At 67.7% G+C, this 21,358-nt stretch carries 19 protein-coding genes and 2 tRNA genes; 2 read left to right on the top strand and 19 right to left on the bottom strand.

Translation table 11 applies throughout. From position 1 onward, the window contains the following. Positions 1–34: 34 nt before the first annotated feature. The 11 genes from ITJ49_RS09570 to ITJ49_RS09520 form a co-directional block, all read right to left on the bottom strand. A complete protein-coding gene (locus ITJ49_RS09570; RefSeq protein WP_194604504.1) occupies positions 35–904 on the bottom strand; it encodes a DUF1684 domain-containing protein in 870 nt (289 codons plus the stop codon). Between the two features lie 152 nt (positions 905–1,056). Next, complete coding sequence (locus tag ITJ49_RS09565; RefSeq protein ID WP_194604501.1) at positions 1,057–1,683, bottom strand: FMN reductase; 627 nt, start codon at positions 1,681–1,683, stop codon at positions 1,057–1,059. A gap of 19 nt (positions 1,684–1,702) precedes the next feature. After that, positions 1,703–2,800 carry an LLM class flavin-dependent oxidoreductase gene (locus ITJ49_RS09560; protein ID WP_194604880.1) on the bottom strand — a complete coding sequence of 366 codons (1,098 nt, stop codon included), beginning with the start codon at positions 2,798–2,800 and terminating at the stop codon, positions 1,703–1,705. A gap of 238 nt (positions 2,801–3,038) precedes the next feature. Continuing rightward, entirely contained in the window at positions 3,039–3,437 is a 399-nt protein-coding gene (locus ITJ49_RS09555; RefSeq protein ID WP_194604498.1) for an excalibur calcium-binding domain-containing protein, read from the bottom strand. Between the two features lie 80 nt (positions 3,438–3,517). Then, a complete protein-coding gene (locus ITJ49_RS09550) occupies positions 3,518–3,823 on the bottom strand; it encodes a hypothetical protein (protein ID WP_123944070.1) in 306 nt (101 codons plus the stop codon). 237 nt (positions 3,824–4,060) lie between these two features. After that, the gene (locus ITJ49_RS09545; protein WP_194604495.1) at positions 4,061–5,485 is read right to left on the bottom strand and encodes an MFS transporter; all 1,425 of its coding nucleotides are present in this window, start codon (positions 5,483–5,485) and stop codon (positions 4,061–4,063) included. A gap of 595 nt (positions 5,486–6,080) precedes the next feature. After that, complete coding sequence (locus ITJ49_RS09540) at positions 6,081–6,371, bottom strand: hypothetical protein (RefSeq protein WP_194604492.1); 291 nt, start codon at positions 6,369–6,371, stop codon at positions 6,081–6,083. Next, positions 6,368–6,907, bottom strand: a complete 540-nt coding sequence (locus tag ITJ49_RS09535) for a hypothetical protein (RefSeq protein ID WP_194604488.1) — start codon at positions 6,905–6,907, stop codon at positions 6,368–6,370. The genes ITJ49_RS09540 and ITJ49_RS09535 overlap by 4 nt, the downstream gene beginning before the upstream one ends. Positions 6,908–7,172: 265 nt before the next feature. Then, a tRNA-Ile gene (locus tag ITJ49_RS09530) sits at positions 7,173–7,246 on the bottom strand. Next, entirely contained in the window at positions 7,237–8,538 is a 1,302-nt protein-coding gene (locus ITJ49_RS09525; RefSeq protein WP_370544459.1) for a glycosyltransferase, read from the bottom strand. Before ITJ49_RS09525 ends, ITJ49_RS09530 begins: the two co-directional genes overlap by 10 nt. Positions 8,539–8,634: 96 nt before the next feature. After that, positions 8,635–9,549: a DMT family transporter gene (locus tag ITJ49_RS09520; protein ID WP_370544444.1), complete on the bottom strand. Its 915-nt coding sequence runs from the start codon at positions 9,547–9,549 to the stop codon at positions 8,635–8,637. Between the two features lie 52 nt (positions 9,550–9,601). Between ITJ49_RS09520 and def the strand changes: the two genes are divergently transcribed. Beyond that, the gene (def, locus tag ITJ49_RS09515) at positions 9,602–10,168 is read left to right on the top strand and encodes a peptide deformylase (RefSeq protein ID WP_194604484.1); all 567 of its coding nucleotides are present in this window, start codon (positions 9,602–9,604) and stop codon (positions 10,166–10,168) included. A 74-nt stretch (positions 10,169–10,242) separates the two neighbouring features. Next, positions 10,243–10,315, top strand: a tRNA-Asn gene (locus ITJ49_RS09510). A gap of 195 nt (positions 10,316–10,510) precedes the next feature. Here the strand turns inward: ITJ49_RS09510 and ITJ49_RS09505 are convergent. The 8 genes from ITJ49_RS09505 to ITJ49_RS09470 form a co-directional block, all read right to left on the bottom strand. Further along, positions 10,511–11,530: a D-isomer specific 2-hydroxyacid dehydrogenase family protein gene (locus tag ITJ49_RS09505; RefSeq protein ID WP_194604480.1), complete on the bottom strand. Its 1,020-nt coding sequence runs from the start codon at positions 11,528–11,530 to the stop codon at positions 10,511–10,513. Positions 11,531–11,537: 7 nt separating this feature from the next. Then, on the bottom strand, positions 11,538–12,392 hold the full coding sequence (locus ITJ49_RS09500) for an ATP-binding cassette domain-containing protein (protein WP_055958287.1): 855 nt from the start codon (positions 12,390–12,392) through the stop codon (positions 11,538–11,540). Between the two features lie 2 nt (positions 12,393–12,394). Beyond that, on the bottom strand, positions 12,395–14,065 hold the full coding sequence (locus ITJ49_RS09495; RefSeq protein WP_194604477.1) for an ABC transporter ATP-binding protein: 1,671 nt from the start codon (positions 14,063–14,065) through the stop codon (positions 12,395–12,397). Beyond that, entirely contained in the window at positions 14,062–15,105 is a 1,044-nt protein-coding gene (locus tag ITJ49_RS09490; protein WP_194604474.1) for an ABC transporter permease, read from the bottom strand. Before ITJ49_RS09490 ends, ITJ49_RS09495 begins: the two co-directional genes overlap by 4 nt. A 2-nt stretch (positions 15,106–15,107) precedes the next feature. Continuing rightward, complete coding sequence (locus ITJ49_RS09485) at positions 15,108–16,190, bottom strand: ABC transporter permease (RefSeq protein ID WP_228514341.1); 1,083 nt, start codon at positions 16,188–16,190, stop codon at positions 15,108–15,110. A gap of 121 nt (positions 16,191–16,311) precedes the next feature. Next, complete coding sequence (locus tag ITJ49_RS09480; RefSeq protein ID WP_055958298.1) at positions 16,312–17,970, bottom strand: ABC transporter substrate-binding protein; 1,659 nt, start codon at positions 17,968–17,970, stop codon at positions 16,312–16,314. A gap of 161 nt (positions 17,971–18,131) precedes the next feature. After that, the gene (gene dnaG, locus ITJ49_RS09475) at positions 18,132–20,039 is read right to left on the bottom strand and encodes a DNA primase (protein ID WP_194604468.1); all 1,908 of its coding nucleotides are present in this window, start codon (positions 20,037–20,039) and stop codon (positions 18,132–18,134) included. A gap of 37 nt (positions 20,040–20,076) precedes the next feature. Next, positions 20,077–21,348, bottom strand: a complete 1,272-nt coding sequence (locus ITJ49_RS09470; RefSeq protein ID WP_194604874.1) for a deoxyguanosinetriphosphate triphosphohydrolase — start codon at positions 21,346–21,348, stop codon at positions 20,077–20,079. Positions 21,349–21,358 lie beyond the last annotated feature (10 nt).

Raw genomic sequence — 21,358 nt, 5'->3', positions numbered from 1 at the left:
TGTTCGATTCTAGGCGGCGGGCGCGTCTGGCCAGCTACTCGTGCAGGAGCGAGCCATCTTTGGCGAGGACGTTCTTCTCCCCCGCCTCGATGGCTACGGCGAAACGGTTCTGCTTCGGCGGGATGGGGCAGTTGAAGTTGTACGAGAAGGCGCACGGTGGCAGCACGGCACGGTTGAAGTCGAGGGTGATGGTGCCATCGTCGTTCGGGGTCGGGAACAGGAAGCGCCCGACAGAGTAGGTCGAGTCGCCGTTGGTGGCGTCGCCGAACACCAGCTGCAGCAGGTCTCCGTCGCCCGCGGGGAAAGCGGCCAACTCGAGGTCGACCCCGTCACGGCTGAAGCGGATGAGGCCGGGCAGGGGCTTCGGACGGCTGAGGTCGAGGTCTTTCTGGTGTCGGATGTCGACCTCGGTTCCCTCCGCCGTCGGTACCCACGCGGCCGTCACGACCCATGACGGATCGAACGGGAACGCGTCGATGTCGCCGAACGCCTCGATGGCCTCGGAGGCGGGGTTCCAGACCCGGAGAGCGTAAGCGCTGCGGTCGTCGTTCGCGATCACAGTGCCGGTGGATCCGTCGGCGAAAGCGATCGTCGAGGGGGTAATTGCATCGTCGCCCGAGACGTAGACCGTGCCGTCGACCGGATCGCCGTCGACGATGATGCCGTCGGCGGTCGCTGCGGTGACGGCGAGGCCGCCAAGACCCTTCGGCGCAGGGGCCCACCGCCCAGGCACCCCGTAGATCGGCTGCTCGGAGTCGACCCACTGGGTGTTCGTCAGCGCGAGCGGGCCCTGGGGGCTCTGCGCTCGTCGAAGGCGCCGCTGGTGGAACTCGGCGAGGTCGGCCCCGGGGTCGGCTGCGTTGGTTTCGGCGGGGCTGCTGTCGGCGGTGCTCGTCTCAGTCATGATGGCTCCAACGTAGAAGAGGCCCCCGACATTTCCGTCAGATCCGGCGCGCCACCACGTGGTGCCTCGCAACAGGCAGTGCCTGACACCACCGATCGGCCGCGACACCGCCGAAAAGCGGGTGCGCGGCCGAAAGGTGGTGTCGGCGATGCCTAGCTGTCGGCAGAGAGACGCCGCAGCTGCTCCTCGAACGGCACGACGCCGTCGAACGCGTCATCGCGAGCCGTCGAGTGACCCGAGACGAGATCGGCGAACTGGGCGCCAGCCCGAGCTACCCGGTCAGGCAGGGTGGTCGTGGTCTCATCGCCCGAGCCCCAATCTTCCGAGGCCGCGAACACGCCGAGCGGAGCGACGACCGCGCGGAGATACGAGAACAGGGGGCGCAACGCGAAGTCGAGCACCATCGAGTGGCGGGCCGTTCCAGCGGTCGCCCCGATGAGAACGGGCGTGCCCGACAATGAGTCTTTGTCGATCACGTCGAAGAACGACTTGAACAGGCCGCTGTACGACGCGGAGAAGACGGGAGTGACGGCGATGACGCCGTCAGCCGACGTCACGGCGGTGATGGCGGCGTCGAGCTCGGGCGACGGGAACCCGGTCAGCAGGTTGTCGGTGATGTCGTGCGCGAGGTCGCGCAGCTCGACGACGGTGACCTCGACCTGGTCGCCGTGCTCCGCGAGGGAGCGGACGGTGGCCTCGGCCAGACGGTCGGCGAGCAGGCGTGTCGAGGAGGGCTGGCTGAGGCCGGCAGCCACGACGGCGATGTGCTTGAGGGGCATGGTGGCGGATCCTTGGTGTCTAGAGCGCGGAAACAGCGAGGGCAGCGTCGCGCTTGGCGACCTGCGACGCGTGGGTGGGCGCGTCCGGAACGTCGGAGGGGCGTCCGACGGCGAACTCGCGACGCAGCACCGGCACGACCTCGGAGCCGAGCAGGTCGAGCTGCCCGAGGACGGTCTTGAGCGGCAGTCCGGCGTGGTCGATGAGGAAGAGCTGGCGCTGGTAGTCGCCCACGTAGTCGCGGAATCCGAGCGTGCGGTCGATGACCTCCTGCGGGCTGCCGACAGTCAGAGGGGTCTGAGCGGTGAAGTCTTCCATCGAGGGGCCGTGACCGTAGACGGGCGCGTTGTCGAAGTAGGGGCGGAACTGCTTCACGGCGTCTTGCGAGTTCTTCGCCATGAACACCTGGCCGCCGAGGCCGACGATCGCCTGCGCCGCGGTGCCGTGGCCGTAGTGCTCGAAGCGCTCCCGGTACAGCTTGACCATCTGGGCGGTGTGCGAGGCGGGCCAGAAGATGTGGTTCGCGAAGAATCCATCGCCGTAGTACGCGGCCTGCTCGGCGATCTCGGTCGAGCGGATCGAACCGTGCCACACGAACGGCGCGACGTCGTCGAGGGGGCGCGGGGTCGCAGTGAAGCCCTGGAGGGGTGTACGGAAGTGACCCTTCCAGTCGACGACCTCCTCCGTCCAGAGGCGGTGCAGCAGGGCGTAGTTCTCAATGGCGAGGTTGATGCCCTGGCGGATGTCTTTGCCGAACCAGGGGTAGACCGGGCCGGTGTTTCCGCGACCGAGCGTCAGATCGATACGGCCGTCGGTGATGTGCTGGAGGAGCGCGTAGTCTTCAGCGATCTTCACCGGATCGTTGGTGGTGATGAGGGCGGTCGCCGTACTGAGCAGGAGCTTTTCGGTCTGAGCCGCGATCATGGCGAGAAGAGTGGTCGTCGAGGAGTTCACGAACGGCGGGTTGTGGTGCTCGCCGGCGGCGAAGACGTCGAGGCCGACCTCTTCGGCATGCTTCGCGATGGTGATCATCGCTTTGAGGCGCTCGTGCTCGGTCGGCGTGATGCCGGTGGTCGGGTCGGTGGTGATGTCGCCGACGGAGAAGACGCCGAACTGCATGCCGCTCTTGTTTTCCATGTTCTCACCCTACGTCATTTGTATGCGTCTGCATACAGTTGGGTTCAACGCGGTGGGGTCGGGTCTATTCCCGAGTGGCGGCAAACGCCGGCGTGTGCGGGGGGCAGCGTGCAATTGGCGGCATTCGGGGGTGGGCCGGGCGCGGGGCTGAGCAGGGGGCAGAGCGAAGCCCTCCGCATCGAGAGGATGGGAGGGCGACGAGGATCCGGCGAAACGCCGCTCAGCTCTTCTCGCAGGCGATTCCGTCTTTGTCGGCATCGGACTTCTTGTTGGCGTTGTAGAGGGCAGTGTCGAACTTCACCTTGCCCTTGAGGGCCTTGTTGGTCTTCGTGCCGTCTTTGTGCTTAACGACGTTGTACTTCACGCCCTTCTTGGCAATGCCGCCCGAGTACACCTTCTTGATGGCGGTGCAGTTCTTGTACTCCTTGGCGGCGGGCTTCGCGAGGCGCGACGAGGTCGCGTGTGCCGCGGTCGGGCTCGTGCTCGTGGACGCTGTGCTCGCAGAAGTGCTTGCAGACGAGGGGCTCGCGGACGACGCCTCAGCAGCGACGACGACGGACGGCACGGCGATAGCCACGGTCAAGAAAGTGGCGGCGAGAGCCAGCCGGGGTGAGATCATGCCCTGACGCTATCGATGCCGGGGTTCGCCCCCTAGTCCCAGAACGAGTAGCCCCCGTTCGGGGGCATCCGCGAAACCCGCTACTCGACGGGCGGGGCCAGCCTGAGGTAGCGCTCGGGCAACTGCACCATCGCGATGGGCCCGTGAAGCTCGGCCGTGTATTGCGGGGTGTCGAACTGGATGGTCCACACGCGGGACGATCCGCCGATCACCGAGACCGGCTGCCACGCGGATCCCCCGGGGCGCACGACCACCCCGGTCGGGCCTTCTGGAAAGGGCGAGGTCGGATCCTCGTCGGAGTCGACCACGTAGACCTGCGCCCCGATGCCGAAGCCGGTGTCGCGGGTGATGGGCGAGTCAGTCCCGCGGAGGCGTTTGCCGAACATGCGGCCATTCTCGCACCTGCTGTCGCTCGCGCACCCGTGCGGCGGGTATCGAGACTCCACGATGTGCCTATGAAGTGCCGTGCGCATGGGCAACTCTTGGAGTCTCGCGGCCGACGGGCCGGCTGAAGACGAGGATCCGACGGGCGCGGGTAACGGGGCGAGCGCCAGCTTGGGCGGCGGCGGACCTCCGGCATACGAAACGGCGCTGGGGGTGGGGGCCTTGAGCGGGTCGCCGACCTACGGCAGACGAGTCGACCCGGTCGCAGTGTCGGGAGTGCGGATCGTGCGGATCGACGACGTGTGCGTCTTGATCGTGCGGATCGACGACGTGACGAGGGTGGGAATCGACGTCGTGATCGTCTGGATCGACGTCGTGATCACCGGGATGCTCGTGGTCGACAGGGTGGCCTGCGCGTGGCCGTGCAGCGGGAAGGCCTTGCGCGCGACGACGACCACGCCGAAGCTCGCGGCGAGCACGACGGCGGCCGCCAGCGGCAGTGCGCCGAGACCGGCGGACCCATACACGACACCACCCGCGGCGGCACCGGCGGCGATGCCGACGTTCGAGGCGCCGTTAATAAGCGCACCCGCGATGTCGGGGCTCACTCCCCCGGTGCGGATCGCCGCGGCCATGAACAGCGTGCCGGTAGTTCCGTTGGCCGCCATCCAGATGCCGGCGACGACGAACGTGCCGACCAGCGACCCGTGCACGAACGGCAGTGCCGCGAGAGCGAGAGCCATGACGGCCACGGCGACGAGCAGGGTCTGGCGCGGGGCTCGGTCGACGAAGGATCCGGCCGCGAGGAGTCCGATGATTCCGGTGCCACCCAGAACGAGGAGCGCGCCACCGATGGCGTCGTGGCCGAGCCCGGCGCCCTCGAGGTACGGCCCGACGTAGGTGTACACGACGTAGTGGCCGGCGAAGAGCAACAGGTCGGCAACGCCCACCGCGAGGAGGCCGGAGCGGGCCCACGATTTGGGGGATCCTAAGTGGGGTTGTGCTTCTCCCCGCACCGACGGCAAGAAGGCGACCGCGACGAGAGCCAGCACGGCCGACGCAACGGCGACCCCGCCGACGGCAAGCCGCCAGCCGCTGTGCTCGCCGACCGTGGTCGCGAGCGGCACGCCCAGCACGAAGCCGAGCGAGCTGCCGGAATAGACGAACGCGATGGCCCGGCCGGCCAGGCGCGGCGGCACGATCCGGGTGGCGTAGGCGGACGCGACCGAGAAGAACAGAGCGTGCGCGACGCCGCCGATGACGCGGCCGGCGCAGACGACGGCGAACGTCGGGGCGAGGGCGATCAGCAGGTTCGAGACCGCATAGCCGCCGAGAGTCGCGATGAGCACGGCTCGCCGCGGGAAACGCGAGGTCGCCACGGTGAGCGGCAGTGCGAGCAGCGCGACGGCGAGCGCGTAGACGGTGACCACGAGGCCCATCTGCGAGACGCTGACGCCGAGGTCGGCACTCATCGGGCCGAGGAGGCCGACGGGCATGAGCTCGGTGGTGATGGCGAAGAAGGTCGCGAGGCCGAGGACGGCGATGCCGACGACGGCCTTCGGGGTCAGGGTGTGGGCCTGGTCGCTGACGGACCGGACGGCGCCGGTTCGGGTGGGCACGGTTCGGACTGACCCGGTGCGCGCGGGTGCTGTGGTGTCGGACACGGGTCTCCTCGGGTGCACGACAAAACACGAGCGCTGCTGCACTCGATCGGACCCTGTCGGGGCCGGGCGTCTCGCCGTGGACTCTGTTTCTGCGATCGTGCCTCGGGGTTGGCCGCGAGGCTGAAGCGATCGACTTTCGGATTGGATGGACAGACCACTCCACGACGAGTGACGTGTATCCAGTCTGACACGCACCCCCTCCCCCGGCGCAAGGCACCCATCCTGGGCACTCCTGTATTTATTGGTATTTCACAGGTAGCTGCTCTCAGGTTGATCGCCCCACGGGTTGGCGAGTGTCCGCGATCTGCTGATGATCGCGACCGAGGACTAGCCGATCGTGGACACTCACGAGAGCCCGACGAGGCGGGGCTGCTGGGGCTGAGAGGCGGGGCTACCGGGAGGGAATATCGGCGACGCAGAAGCGCTGGGCGCCAGCGGTCGAGGCTCCGTTTCGACCGACGATCCTCCGCTGGATCGCCTCAATCGAGTTGTCGCCGCCGACCGTCTTGAACGGCAAGTGACCGGCCACAAGTCCGTGGATTATCTCCGCGATCGCGCAGACTAGCCGGGGAGCACGGGTGCGGTCTCGGGGAGCCTAGAGGGCACCGACGGCTCCCGGGTCGGAGCCGGCGGGGTTCGGGCTGGCGAGGTCCAGGCCGGCTGGGTCCGAGCCGGCGGGGTCGGCTACAACCGTGATCGTGACATCGGCGGTCAGCACCAGATGGGTGCCGGGGACGATGGGCACGGCCTCGTGCGGGGTGAGTCGGTAGGGCTCGCCGACGACGGGAAACAGCGTCGTGCCGTTCGTCGAGGCGAGGTCGCGCACGACGAGGTGCGCCCCCGAGCTCGTCAGCGAGAGGTGTGCCGCCGACACGTGGTCGGTCACGCTCCACACGGCCAGCAGGGCTGCCCCGGCGTCGTCGCGGTCGCGCGGGGCGCGCCCGACCAGGTGGTCCCGTCGACTCGGTGGAGCACGCGGCCGTTGCGGTCGGCGAGGTCGATGAAGAAGAAAACAGGATCCGAGGGAGCCGCGCCCGCACTCCGGCCACCGTCGGCGGTCTGCCCGGCGTCATCGACCCTCGGCGTCAGGATCGTCGCGTCGAAGTCCGGCTCGAGAGCCGGCACCGACGTCTCGTGAGGACTGCGCGGCTGCTCCTCGCCAAGAGTCAGGATCGTCTCGTCGAAATCAAAGTCGAGATCAGACTCGTCGGGGGCGATCTCGACATCGTCGCGGTGGACTGCCAGAACACCGTGGATCTGCTCGGCCGGCGGGTGGCGCCCGTCGACCTCCAGCGTTTCGGTTCCCGTGGTGATGCTGAGCCGAACCCGCGCGCCCAGTGTGATCTGCACGATGCGTGTGGAGCCCTGGCGAATCGAGAGGGCGGCCTCGTCGGTGTGGTCGGGCAGCAGAGCCAGCGTCACCGGGCGAGCCCACGTGAGATCCCAGCCTGCCTCGTGCGCAACTCCCCCGATTCCCCGTTTCTTGCTCGACCAGACTACCGACTCCGGTCGTACTCCTCGCGGGGCACAAATGCCCGTTGCCGCCCCGTGCCTGCCCTGCCCCGGCCCCGCCCCGAATTTGAAGGAGATCCTGGTACCCGACCCCGTCGAATCCTTGATTCTTCGTCCTGGCGCGCGCGTTTTTCCTTCGAATTTGCACTGGCCGACGGAGAGCAGCACTCGCGAGTAGGGCGGACGGGACTTGAACCCGTGACCGAGCGATTATGAGTCGCCTGCTCTGACCAGCTGAGCTACCGCCCCGAACCGCCGGATTCGATCTCGTCTCCGGCCCGAGCACCTGGCGCGGACGCGGACTCGATCGAAGGAGCGGCGGTGTCGGCGACCGGGGAGGTCGCCGCTTGCCCACGATACAGCTTCTCGAACGTGTCGAGCGTGCGGTTGATGTCGTGCGGTTCGATCATGGCGAGGCTCGCGCGGCGCATGGCGATGTAGTCGTCGTCGCTCTTCGTGAGCACGTCGGTGAGTTTCGCGGCGAGGTCGTCGGCGTCGCCCGGGGTGAACAGATAGCCGTTCGAGCCGTGGTCGACGAGGTGCGGAAGCGCCATGGCGTCGGCGACGACGATAGGGAGGCCCGACGCCATCGCCTCGAGGCTCGCGATGCTCTGCAGCTCGGCGGTCGAGGGCATCGCGAAGACGGTCGCATCGGTGAGGGTGCGGCGCAGTTCGTCGTCGGAGAGGTAGCCGGCGAACGTGACCCGCTCGGCGAGGCCGAGGTCGGCCGCCATCTGGGTCAGCTTCGCGAGGAGGTCGCCACCTCCGACGATCGTGAGAGTCGCGCCGAGAGCGGCGGGCAGCTTCGTCATCGCGGTGAGCAGCACGTCGATGTGCTTCTCGCCCGTCACGCGGCCGACGAAGACGATTCGGTTGGTCGACGGTCGGTCGGGCCGTGCCGTGTAGTGCGAAGCGTCGATGCCGCACGAGATCGGAATGACGCCGGTGATGTCGGTCGCCTCCTCGAGGAATCCGGCGGCCTTGCGCGTCGGCGTCGTGATCGCCTGGCAGTGCTGGTACGTGTTCGCGGCGTCTTGCCACGCCCGTCGCGTGATCCAGTCGAGCAGCTTGCGGGGCATCGGCGGTGTGTGCTCGATGAGGTTCTCGGGCATGAAGTGGTTCGTCGCGATCACGCGGATGCCGCGTTCTTTCGCGATCGTGGTCAGCCCGCGGCCGATGATGATGTGCGACTGGATGTGCACCACGTCGGGCCGGAACGAGTCGACGATCGGCCTGGTGTTGTGTTTGACCATCCACGGAGTCGCGAAGCGGAGCCAGTCGTGCAGCGGCCAGCGGGTCGAGTTGAGTCGGTGCACGGTGAGCGTCGCACCGGCGTGCTGCTCTTCGAAGGTGCCGTGGCGACGGGTCGGAGCGGGCGCGACCACATGCACATCGTGACCCCGCTCGGCGAGGCCGACAGCGAGCCTCTCGGTGAAGTTTGCCGCGCCGTTGACGTCGGGCGGAAAGGTGTCTCCGGCGATCAGGATCCGAAGCGGCCTGGTATCGGAAGACCTCGCGGTCGTCTCATCGTGATGGTCGATCGTCACTTGTCGGTTGCGTCCTTGCCGTGGGCGGCCGGTGATCCGGGCGTCTTGTGCTGCGGCCCCGTGGTCGGGGCCGACACCAGTCAGGCTAGCTCAGCCCTTGGCCTGCGGATGGTATTTCGCCAGCTGGAACACGCCGTAGACGGCGATCGCCCCCGCGACGACGTAGAAGATGCCGGCCCACCAGGGGGCTTGCGAGGCCTCACCGAGAACGAGGATGCCGATACCGACCGCAACCAGGGGGTCGACGACGGTGAGGCCCGCGATCACGAGGTCGGGCGGGCCCGACGCGTAGGCGTTCTGCACGAAGTAGCCGCCGAGACCACCCGCGGCCAGGAGGAACAGGATGCAGACGGCGGTGAGGATGTCGAAGTTGTGCGACTCGACGCGATTGATGACGACCTTCGCGAGGGTGGCGACGAATCCGTAGAGGAACCCGGCGGCGATGATGTAGAACAGCGCCCGGATCTTGCGCCGGAAGAGGGTGAACGCGGTCAGGAGCAGCGCGAAGACGATCGCGAGGATCACCAGCACGGTGATGAGCTGCCCGTGGGTGATGACGGGCTCGGTGGCTGTCAGCGCGGCCACCAGCACGAACAGCGCGACGCCGCCGACGCAGAAGAGGATCGCGCGTTTCGACTGTCGATCGAGTCGCTGCCTCGTGGTTCGGGAGTTCAGCACGGCGGTCACCACGAGGGCGACGGCACCGAGAGGCTGCACCACGATGAGCGGAGCGAAGCTAAGGCTGGTGAGCTGGAAGACGATGGCGAGCGCGAGCATGAGGGTGCCGAGCACCCACGACGGCCGGCCGAGGAGTCGCAGCACCTGCCTGACATTGAGCCCCTTCGAAGCGCCGCCGGAGGCACGCTCCACCTTCGTCACACCCCGGTGCTGCAGCTGCGCTCCCACCGAGAGGAAGATCGCGCCGATCAGCGCGAGCGGGATGCCGATCGCGGTCTGAGAGTCGAGTGTCACCGGCTCGGTGAGGACGTCGAGAGGCAGAGGCACGCTCTCACGGTACCGTGAGGCCCGGCGCCGGGCCCGCCGATAGGCTGAGTGAATGGCTGTCCGACCGATCACGATCACCGGCGAACCCGTCCTCCACGAGATCGCCTCCCCCGTCACCGTCTTCGACGACGAGCTCCGCACTCTCGTCGCCGACATGTTCGAGACGATGGACGAAGCGCCGGGCGTCGGCCTGGCCGGCCCGCAGGTCGGGGTGGCCTTGCGCGTCTTCGTCTTCTCCTGGGCCGACGACGAGGGCGAGTCGTGGCGCGGTGTCGCGATCAACCCGGAGCTCTGGCAGAGCCCACTGACCCTCAACGACCTCGACGACGACGACGAGTCGGAGGGGTGCCTGTCGATTCCGGGCGAACGCTTCCCGCTGCGACGTGCCGACAGCGTGCTGCTCCGGGCCGTCGACCTCGAGGGCGAGCCCTACGAGATCGAGGCGCACGGCTGGCTGGCCCGCATCTTCCAGCACGAATACGACCACCTCGACGGCATCCTCTACGCCGACCGCCTCGAGCACCCGTTCTCGAAGGCGGCCGCGAAGGCCGTCCGCAAGAACGGTTGGGGCGGCCCCGGCCACACCTGGACCCCGGGGCTCGACCACCCCGAAGGCTGAGGTGTACATCGAGGGCCAAAACCTTTGCTAGAGTTGTGGTCGCTCGTTCAGCGCCAATCGAACGGGAGTTGTAATCCTCGATAGCTCAATTGGCAGAGCAGCCGGCTGTTAACCGGCAGGTTGTTGGTTCGAGTCCAACTCGGGGAGCGAAGGCCCTCACGGCTCCACCCGTGGGGGCCTTTTTTAGTGCGCGCGGTGTGCTGTGCCGCGCCGGGCCCCCAACCCCGCTCCGCCTCCGCCTCCGAATTCGAAGGAAAAACGCCGCGACCCCAGCGGAAACATCAGGGTCCACCGGGGTCGCGACTCGAAATCTCCTTCAAATTTGCAAGGGGGGCGACGAGCTCAGTAGCCGGCGGCAGGATCCACGACGCCGATGAATTCCCCATCGCCTTCGAGCGCCCTCACGTTGTGCCGGATCCGCTCGGCCAGCAGCGGCGCGACCATGTCGGGCGTGTCGGCCTGGTGCGGGGTGATCAGCGCTCGGTCGTTGGTCCACAGCGGGTGCCCCTCGGGCAACGGCTCCGGATCGGTCACATCCAGCCCCGCACCCCACAGCGACCCGGAGTCGAGCGCGTCGACCAGGGCGTCGGTGTCGACGAGTCCGCCGCGAGCGATATTCACCAGCACGGCGGTGTCTTTCATGGCGGCGAACTGCGACGCGCCGAACATCTTGGCGGTGTCGTCGGTCATGGCCGCCGCGACGATCACGACGTCGGCGGTCGGCAGCACCTCGCCGAGCTGCGCGGCCGGCACTGTGCGCGCCGCGCCTTCGACGGGAGACGAACTGCGGCGGACGATGGTGATTCGCGGGTCGAATGGCGCGAGGAGGCGCATGATCTCGAGGGCGATTCCACCGGCGCCGACAATGACGACGTCGAGCCCGTACAGCGAGATGCCCTTGGGCTCGGTTGCCCAGGAGCTGGCACGCACCCGCTCGGGGAACACCCGGAGCAGGGCCAGCGCGAGAGCGACGGCGTGCTCGGCGACCGGCTCGGAGTAGGCGCCCTTGGCGCTGGTCCAGAGCGGACGCGGCGACGACGCGTACTTCGCCATGATCGGGGCGAACATGTCGACCCCGGCCATGGGCAGCTGCACCCACTCGATGTTGGGATAGGTCGTGAGCGCGTCGTCGAGTTCGTCGATCTTCGTGTGCGATAGCCACATCAGCCCTCGCGTCGACTCGTCGAGGGGGCCGAGGGTGCCGCCGCCCGATTCGACGGCGTCGACGACGTGCTGCAGTGGCTTCGGCCCGATGGCGATGGGCCCGGGCGTGGGACGGTGCTCGGAAGGCACGGTCGCAGACGGGGTCAGGACGGCACGGTGACCACGGGCGGACGAGGAGGCGGGGGTGGCGGAAGACAAAGTGCTCCTAACGGTGCTTCTTGGGGGTGCGGTCGGACGACGGGATGATGTCGATGGGCGACGTCTGCGAAAGAACCTTCACGTACGGGTCGACGGTCGTGGCGAGCACGTCGTCGATGGTCCCCAGGCCGACCAGGTGCCCCGAGCGGAGCACGGCGATGCGGTCGGCCACCGCGCGAGCCTCGTTCACCGACGAGGTGACGACGACGGCCGAGAACTGCCTGGTCTCATGGATGCCGCGGAGCAGCTCCAAGACCGACTGGCGCACCAGCACGTCGACCCCGCGGGCCGGTTCGTCGGCGATGAGAACGCTCGGCGAGAGCACGAGACTGCGGGCGAGCGCGATGCGCTGACGCTGACCCGAGCTGAGCTCCCACGTCTGCTTGAGCATGGTCGAAAGCGGCAGATGCACAGCGTCGACGAGGGTCGACACCAGCCGACCGGCCTCTTTGCGATCGAACTTCTTGTCACGCTCGTAGAGCGGCTCGGCTACCGCCTCCCCCACGGTGAGATCGGGGTTGAGGTTGTCGCCGTCCGACTGCGACAGATAGCCGACGGCCCCCGTGAGGCGGTCACGATGCCGTTTCGAGATCGTCTTGATCCGCTCGCCGAGCACGAACAACTCGCCACCCGCGATCGTCGCCGACCCCTCGGGGGGCCTCGAGGCGTAGGCCAGGCCGGCGAAGGCGCGGGCGAGCGTCGACTTGCCGGATCCTGCTTCTCCGAGCACCCCGAGGATCTCCCCCGGAGCCAGTTGGAGCGAGATACCGTCGACGGCGCGTACTTCCGGGCGCCCGGCGCGAGCCGGGTAGAGCAGCGAGAGATCGTCGGCGACGAGGACGGGTGCGTCGGTGTCGGCCATACCTAAGCTTGACGGGTCAGAGCTCTCAGCGCTTCGCGGCGCGCGGCCTGCTCGGAAGGATCGGGCACCGGCAGCGAGGCGAGCAGTCGCTTCGTGTAGTCGTGCTCGGGCGCGCCGAGCACCTGGTCGTTCGGCCCCGACTCGACCAGGTCGCCGTGAAAGAGCACGCCGATACGGTCGGCGAGCAGGTTCACTACCGCGAGGTCGTGGCTGATGAACAAAGCGGCGAATCCGAGGTCGCTCTGCAGCTCGGCGAAGAGCTCGAGCACCCGCGCCTGCACCGAGACGTCGAGCGCGCTGGTGGGCTCGTCGGCGATCAGGAGCGCAGGATCCAGCGCAAGCGATCTCGCGAGACTGGCCCTCTGGCGCTGGCCACCGCTCAGCTCGTGGGGGTAGCGGTCACCGAACGCCTTGGGCAGCTGGACGGCCTCCATCAGCTCGTCGACGCGCGCGCGTGCGGCTCGGGCGTCTCCGGCGCGGCCGTGCACGATGAGCGGCTCGGCAACGGCCTCGGCGATCGTCAGCAGCGGGTTGAACGACGAGGCCGGGTCTTGGAAGACGAACCCGATCTCGGCCCGCTTCGGCTTGAAGTCGCGCTCGTGCACGCCGTTCATCTCGACGCCGAGCACCTCGAGCGAGCCGCCGGTGACCCGGGTGAGCCCCGCGATCGCGCGGCCGATGGTGGTCTTGCCGGAGCCGGACTCCCCCACCAGCCCGAGCACCTGGCCTTTGGCGATCGTGAAGTCGACACCCTTCACCGCACGGAATCCCGCACGACCGAGACGTCCGGGGTATTCGATCTCGAGCCCGCGGGCGTTCACGACGATCTCGGCGTCGGCCGACGGAGCAGCCTGGTGGCCGCGGGCCTCCAGTCGAGGCACGCTGCCGAGGAGGCGCTTGGTGTAGTCGTCCTGCGGGTTGGCGAACAGCGTTTTCGCGTCGGCCTCTTCGACCACCTTGCCGAGGTACATGACGGCCACGCGATCGGCGAGATCGGCGACAACGCCCATGTTGTGAGTGATCAGCACGATAGCGGCGCCGAATTCGTCGCGGCACCGGCGCAGCAGATCGAGGATCTCGGCCTGCACCGTCACATCGAGCGCCGTGGTCGGCTCGTCGGCGACGATCACCGAGGGGTTCAGCACGAGCGCCATCGCGATGACCACACGTTGCTTCTGGCCGCCCGAGAACTGGTGCGGGTAGTAGTCGACGCGGGTCTCAGGATCCGGGATCCCGACCCTCGACAGGATGTCGATGGCCCTCTTCCGCGCCTCTTTCTTCGACACCTTGCCGTGGGCGCGTATGCCCTCGGCGATCTGCCACCCGACCGTGAAGACCGGGTTCAGCGCCGTCGAGGGCTCCTGGAAGACCATGGCGACGTCGGTGCCGCGCAGCTCGCGGACGCGCTTCGGCCCGACGGTCAGCACGTTTTCGCCGGTGAGGAGCACGGCGCCGGAGGCGACGGCGGTCTCGGGGAGCAGGCCGAGGATCGTCTTGGCCGTGACGGTCTTGCCGGATCCTGATTCTCCGACGATCGCGAGCACCTCGCCCGACCGGACCGTCAGGCTGACGCCCTGCACGGCATTGACATCGCCGCCATCGGTGGCGAAGGTGACCTCGAGGTTCTTGATGTCGACGGCCGTGTGACGGTCGTCGCGGACGATGTCGGTCATGCGCGTCCTCCTTCGGGGGCGGTGGTGCTGCCGGGGGTCTTGGTGTCACCGACGGCGGGGTCGCTGGAGGCGCTGGTTACGGCCTTCCGGCGCTTGGCCCGCCGGCGCGTGCGCAGGCGCGGGTCGGCGAGGTCGTTGAGGCTCTCACCGACGAGCGTGACGCCGAGCACGAGCAGGACGATCGCGGCTCCGGGGAACACGCCCGTCCACCAGATGCCACTGGCGGTGTCGGAGAGTGCCCGGTTGAGGTCGTAGCCCCACTCGGCGGCGGCCGTCGGCCCGATGCCGAAGCCGAGGAAGCCGAGCGACGCGAGCGTCAGGATCGCCTCGGACGCGTTGAGCGTCAGGATCAGCGGCAGGCTGCGCGTGGCGTTGCGCAACACGTGCTTGAACATGATGCGGGCGGTCGACGAGCCGACGACCTTCGACGACTCGACGAAGGCCTCCGACTTGAGGCGGACGGCCTCGGCCCGGACGACGCGGAAATACTGCGGCACGAACACCACGGTGATCGAGATGCCCGCGGCGACGATTCCGCCGACGAGACTGGACTGGCCTCCCGAGATCACGATCGAGACGACGATCGCGAGCAGGAGCGACGGGAACGCGTAGACCGCATCGGCGATGACGACGAGGATCCGGTCGAGCCATCCACCGAGGTAACCCGACACGAGGCCGAGCGTCACGCCGATCAGCACCGACAGGATGACGGCCACGATCACGACGGCGATGGCGGTCTGCGCACCCCAGACGACACGACTGAAGACATCGTAGCCGCCGACGGTCGTGCCCCAGATGTGGTCGGACGAGGGCGGGGCCTGGCGGGGGAAGGATCCGGCGCCGTCGCTCAGCTGACCGAACCCGTAGGGCGCGATGATCGGGGCGAAGATCGCACCGAGGAGGAACACCAGGCAGATGACGATGCCGGTGATGAGCATTCCGCGCTGGAGGCCGACGCTGCGTCGAAGCTGCGCGACGATCGGAAGGCGTGCGAACCAGGGGGCGCGCTCGCCTTTGGCGGCGGCGAGAGTGGTCGTCATGATCAGTACCTCACGCGCGGGTCGATGAACGCCGCGACGATGTCGACGATGAAGTTGGTGACCGCCACGATGACGGCCAGCAGGGCCACGATGCCCTGGACGGCCACGAAGTCGCGGGCCGAGAGATACTGCTGCAGCTCAAAGCCGAGGCCGCGCCAGCCGAAGGTGGTCTCGGTGAGCACCGAACCACCGAGAAGCATCGCGATCTGCAGACCCATGACAGTGATGATCGGGATCAAAGCAGGCTTGAAAGCGTGGGTGCGCACCAGGCGGACCTCAGAGACACCGCGCGAGCGGGCCGCGTCGACGTACTCCGAGCCCAGCGTGCCGATGACGTTCGTGCGGACCAGACGAAGGAAGATGCCACCGGTGATGAGGCCGAGGGCCAGGGCCGGCATGACCGCGTGCAGCAGCACGTCGCTGATGATGACCGAGTTGCCGGTGCGGAGGGCATCGATCAGGTAGATGCCGGTCGGGTTCGGCACGGTGCCGAGGGCGAGCTCGATGCGGGTGCTCGCCCTGCCGCCGAGGGGCAACCAGCCGAGCCAGACGGAGAAGACGAGCTTCAAGAGAAGCCCGGCGAAGAAGACGGGGGTGGCGTAGGTGAAGATCGCGAAGACGCGGAGGATCACGTCGGGCCAGCGGTCGCGGAGGTACGCGGCGAGCATTCCGAGCGGAATGCCGATGAGCAGAGCGATGATGAGCGCGTAGAAGACGAGCTCGACAGTGGCGCCGCCGTAGGTCAGCAGGATGTCGCTGATCTTGCGGTGATCGGTCAGCGTCGTGCCGAAGTCACCGCGCAGCAGCTGCCCGAGGTACTCGCCGTACTGCACGATGATCGGACGGTCGTAACCGGCAGCGTGTAGGCGCTCCTGGAGCTGAGTCGGCGTGAGACGCCCGCCGACCGAGGCGGTTATCGGGTTGCCGACCACTCGCATGAGGAAGAACACCAGCGTGACCAGGATGAAGACGGTCGGGATGATGAGCAGGAACCGGATCAAGACGTAGCGGCCGAGGCCACCGCCCTTGGTCTTCCCCTGGGAGGGCCCCGGCACCGCGGGGGCGGTGGGCGAGGTGTCGTTCAGAACGGTCACGAGGTCGCGTTCCCTTTCGTTTGCTCTTCGGCGGGCGTCATCGCCCGACACGGTGGTGGGGTGCTCCCCCGGCCTTTCGGCCCGGCGGAGCACCCCACCTTCTGTTCGTAAGCTACAGCGACAACGTCGCGTAGCGGAACTTGAACGAGGCGTCGAGGGCGTCGTCGACACCCTTGACGTCCTTGCCCGAGACCGCGACCTGAGCGCCCTGGAGCAGCGGCAGGGTCGAGATGTCGCCGGCCTCGAGCGTCTGGATCTGCTCGATGTCTTTAGTGCGGGCAGCAGTGTCGGTCTCGCTGCGCTGCGCCTCGATGAGGGCGTCGACCTTCGGGTTGTTGTAGTGGTTCAGCAGGAAGCCGCCGTCGAGGGGCTTGCCGTCGGCACCGGGCGAAGGCAGGAAGAACGGCGTCAGGTAGTTGTCGGCGTCGGAGTAGTCGGGGAACCATCCGAGCTGGTACAGCGGGTAGCTGTCTTTGGTGCGCTCGGTGCTGTACTCGTCGTAGATGGTCGACTGGATGTTGACCTTGAACAGCTTGGTGTCTTCGAGCTGCTTCTTGATCAGCGCGTACTCGTCGTCGGACGACGCACCGTAGTGGTCGGGCGTGAACTGCAGGTTGAGCGTGACAGGCGTCGTGACACCGGCCGCGGTCAGGGTCGACTTGGCCTTGTCGGCGTCGGGGCCACCGTCGCCGTCGCCGTAGAGCGACTTGAACGGGGTGATCGAGCCGGTGAGGCCGTCGGGCACGGGCGAGTACAGCGGCGTGTAGCTGCCCTTGTAGACGTCTTCGGAGAGGGCCTCGCGGTCGACCGAGTCGGCGACGGCCTTGCGGACGGCGAGGGCCTTGGCCGAGTCGGCTTCCGAGGTCTTGGCACCGTAGGGCATGGTGTCGAAGTTGAAGACGATGTAGCGGATCTCGCCGCCGGGGCCGTCGTGGACGGTCAGCTTGTCGTCTTTCTTGAGCGACGCGAGGTCGGTCGGGCTGAGCGAGCGGTAGGCGACGTTGACGTCGCCCTTCTGCACGGCCAGCTTGAGCGCCGTCTCGTCGGTGAAGTACTGAGCCGTGACGCTCTTCGTCTTGGGTGCGCCGAGGAGGCCCTTGTAGCCCGAGAAGGCGGTGTACTGGATCAGCTCTTTCGCCTTGTACTGCGAGATCGAGTACTGGCCGGCGAACGGCTTTCCCTTGACGATGTCGGCGTCGGAGGTCACCTTGGTGGCGCTGAAAACCTGCTCGTCGACGATCGGCCCGGCCGGGCTCGAGAGCACCTGCGGGAACGTCTGGTCGTTCTTTGACTTGAGGGTGAAGACGACGGTGCTGTCGTCGGGAGCAGCGGTGCTCTTGAGGTTCGAGAGCAGCGATGAGGGGCCGTTGGCGTCGGCGATCGCGATCTGACGGTCGAAGCTGAACTTGACGTCGGACGAGGTGAGTGCGTCGCCGTTGGCGAACTTGAGGCCGGACTTGAGCTTCACTGTGTACTGCGTGGGGCTCGTGAACTCGGCACTGGTGGCGATGTCGGGCTTGACGTCGGGCGAGCCGTACGGCGTGTTCATGAGGAACGGATAGACCTGGTTCATCACGGCGAACGAGCCGTTGTCGTACGAGCCGGCCGGGTCGAGCGAGGTGATGACGTCGGACGTGCCGATCACGACACCGTCGAGGGCGTCGGTGCTCGTTGAGCTGCTGTTGGCGCAGCCTGCGAGAACGAGAGTGGTGGCGACGGCGCCACCCACCCCGATCAACAGGCGTCGCCTCACGGAAGACGTGGAATTCACGGTGGTACCCCTTTGTGTCGGTGCATGGACCCGGGGTCGGAGCAGAGCTGTGATCGACTGCCGGGATTTCATTCTTAACACACGCCCGGTGCTGGGCTGAAATTCAGGCGGAAGTGTTTACAGGTTCGCAACGCGCCGCGCACTTTGTGTGCGCATATCTCCTATTCGTTGCGCAGGATGCGGCGCGCCGCCTCGACTTCGACTAGCTTCTGCCCTATCTCGCGCCGCTTCTCTGGTTCGGCCCGCACATCGGTACGGTGCATCTGGCCGAGCAGCTCCGCCTTTTGACGGAGCAGGTCGCGTTCGACGAGGGAGCCGAGGATCCCGGCGCAGTACAGCGCCACATCGGCGCCCTCGCGCTCTGGCAGGGGCCCCATTGCCAGCTCCCGCACCAGACCGGCGAACGGCCCGGGCGTCTGCTCCAACACCAGATCGACGAAGTTCGGAGCGTCGAGGTGATCGAGGCTGGCCGCGATCGCGTCGCGGACGACCCCCAGCGAGCCATTCACGAAGACCGAGAAGGCGGCTTGGATCGTGAGGTCGCGGGGGGCCGACGCCGGGTGCTGGAGGATCGCCATCAGCGCGTCGCGCTCCATGCGCGTGGAAAGGTCGTCGGGCAGGCGGAGGATGCTCGGGCCCTCGTCGACGGGCTCCGCCTCCGGAAGGCTGGTGATCGACTGCCGTGAGGGATCGCTCGACGGGGCGAGACGTTCGACGGCCTTCGGCTGTGCGGCGACCGTGCGACGGGCCGCGTCGACCGCTGTGCCGACCTCGTCGGGGTCGAGGCCGAGCCAGCCGGCAAGTGAACGGACGTACCCCTGGGTGAGCGATGCATCGCGGATGCCGGCGACGACCGGTGCCGACGAGCGGAGTGCGGCGACCCGCCCCTCCACCGTCTCGAGGTCGTGGCCGTCGAGGGTGCGCTTGATCATGAACTCGAACATCGGCCGCTTGCCGTCGACCAGACGTCGAACGGCGTCGTCGCCTCGATTGAGTCGGAGGTCGCACGGGTCGAGACCGTCGGGGGCGACCGCCACGAACGTCTGCGCCGCGAATCGCTGCTCTTCGGCGAAGGCCCGGCTGGCGGCGCGCTGACCGGCCTCGTCGGGGTCGAAGGTGAAGACGACCTCGCCGAGGCTCGAAGCATCGGCGCCCCGAACGTCGCCGAGCATCGGCCGGAGCACCTTGATGTGGTCGACGCCGAACGACGTGCCGCAGGTCGCGACCGCCGTGGTGACACCGGCGAGGTGGCAGGCCATGACGTCGGTGTAGCCCTCGACGATCACGACCCTCTTCGAGCGCGAGATGTCTTTGCGCGCCAGGTCGAGCCCGTACAGCACCTGCGACTTGTGATAGATCGGCGTCTCGGGGGTGTTGAGGTATTTCGGGCCGTTGTCGTCGTCGAGAAGTTTGCGGGCACCGAAGCCGATCGTGGCGCCCGTGACGTCGCGAATCGGCCAGATGAGCCTCCCGCGGAAGCGGTCGTAGGCGTTGCGATCACCCTGGCTGAGGAGCCCAGAGGTGACCAGCTCCTCCTCAGAGAACCCTCGACCTTTGAGGTGCGAGCGGATCGCGTCGAACGACTTGGGTGCGAAGCCGACGCCGAACCGCTGCGCGGCCGCCGGATCGAATCCGCGCTGCCCCAGAAACCGTCGTGCCGGATCGGCGTCGGCGCCGGTGAGCTGCTCGACGTAGAACTCGCGGGCCGCCTCGTTCGCCGCCAGGAGTCTCGCGCGATTGCCGTGATCGCTCGCCTGACCGCCGTCTTCGTAGTGCAGGGTGAAGTTGATCCGCGCGGCCATCCGCTCGACGGCCTCTTGGAACGTCGTGTGGTCGGTCTTCTGGATGAAGCTGAAGACGTCTCCGTCTTCGCCGCAGCCGAAGCAGTGGTAGCGACCGACCTGGGGGCGCACGTGAAAACTGGGGCTGCGCTCGTCGTGGAACGGGCAGAGGCCCTTGAGTGAGCCCACACCCGCGCCCTTGAGGGTGACGTAGTCCCCCACCACGTCGGCGATGTTGACGCGGCTGCGGACCTCGTCGATGTCGGCGCGTTTGATCAGACCTGGCACGCACCGCCCCCTTCGAATCGATCCAGTCTAGGCGGGGTCACGAGCGGACCAGCCGGTCGTGCCAGGCCATGGCGCTCTGGTCGGTGAGGGAGGCGACCTGGTCGACGATCACGCGCCGTCGGCCCGCGTCGTCGGAAGCGTCGCGCCAGTCGGCGGCGAATCCCGGGTCGAGCTCGGTCGCGCCGCTGGCCCAAAGGGCATCGGCGAGCGTGGTCAGCACTTCGCGCTGTTGCACGTAGATGGGCTGGCGAGTGTTGCGGGTCATCACGAAGGCCGCGACGATGCCCTTGAGCGCGGCGATCTCGCCGATGATCTCGGCGGGGATCACGACGCTGGCGGCGAAACGGATGAGGCTGTCGAGCGGATAGTGCTCGTGCGTCGCGTCGATTGCCGAACCGGCGAATCGGCCGATGAGCTGACTCGTCAGGTTTTTCAGGCGAGCCTGCGCGACCCGCCCGCCGTCGTAGTCGTGCAGCCAGAAGTCGAGGCCGCGGAGGCGGTCGAAGGCCTCGGTCAGCTCGTCTCGGCTGAGTTCTCCGCCGACCCAAGCGTGCATGGCGTCGATCAGCGAGTCGTGGCCGACCGGTGACGACAGCGCCGCGACATCGATGTAGCCGTTGACGACGGCGTCTTCGAAGTCGTGCACCGAGTAGGCGATGTCGTCACTGAGATCCATCACCTGGGCCTCGATGCACCGCTGGCGTCGTGGCGCGCCGATGCGGAGCCACTCGAAGGCCGGGGTGTCGTCGTCGTAGAACCCGAACTTCACTCGACCGCCGGGATCGGGGATGCCCTGGGCAGTCGGCCACGGGTATTTGCAGCTGGCGTCGAGGCTGGCGCGTGTCAGGTTGAGACCGTAGCTCTGGCCGTCGGCGCCGATGACCTTGGGCTCGATGCGCGTGAGTAGTCGCAGCGTCTGCGCGTTGCCCTCGAAGCCGCCGATGTCGGTGCACCAGTCGTTGAGGGCCTTCTCGCCGTTGTGGCCGAAGGGCGGGTGACCGAGATCGTGAGCGAGACAGGCCGTGTCGACGACGTCGGGATCGAGGCCGAGGCTGGTTGCGAGCTCCCGCCCCACCTGGGCGACTTCGAGCGAGTGCGTGAGGCGGTTGCGGGCGAAGTCGAGCCCTGCTGTCGGGCTGAGCACCTGCGTCTTCGCGGCCAGGCGCCGGAGGGCACTCGAATGGAGCAGTCGCGCACGATCGCGCGCGAAGTCGCTTCGCCGGCTGGAGTGCTCTTCGGGCAACCACCGCTCTCCGTCTTGCTCGCTGTAGCCGGCAGAGCCGACCGAGCCGGGACCAGAGCGCGGGATGCCCAGCAAA

The organism is Frondihabitans sp. VKM Ac-2883 (assembly GCF_015350875.1).
Taxonomy (GTDB): Bacteria; Actinomycetota; Actinomycetes; order Actinomycetales; family Microbacteriaceae; genus Frondihabitans.
Note: the sequence above shows the minus strand (reverse complement) of the source record. Positions and strands in the feature narration are given on the sequence as shown.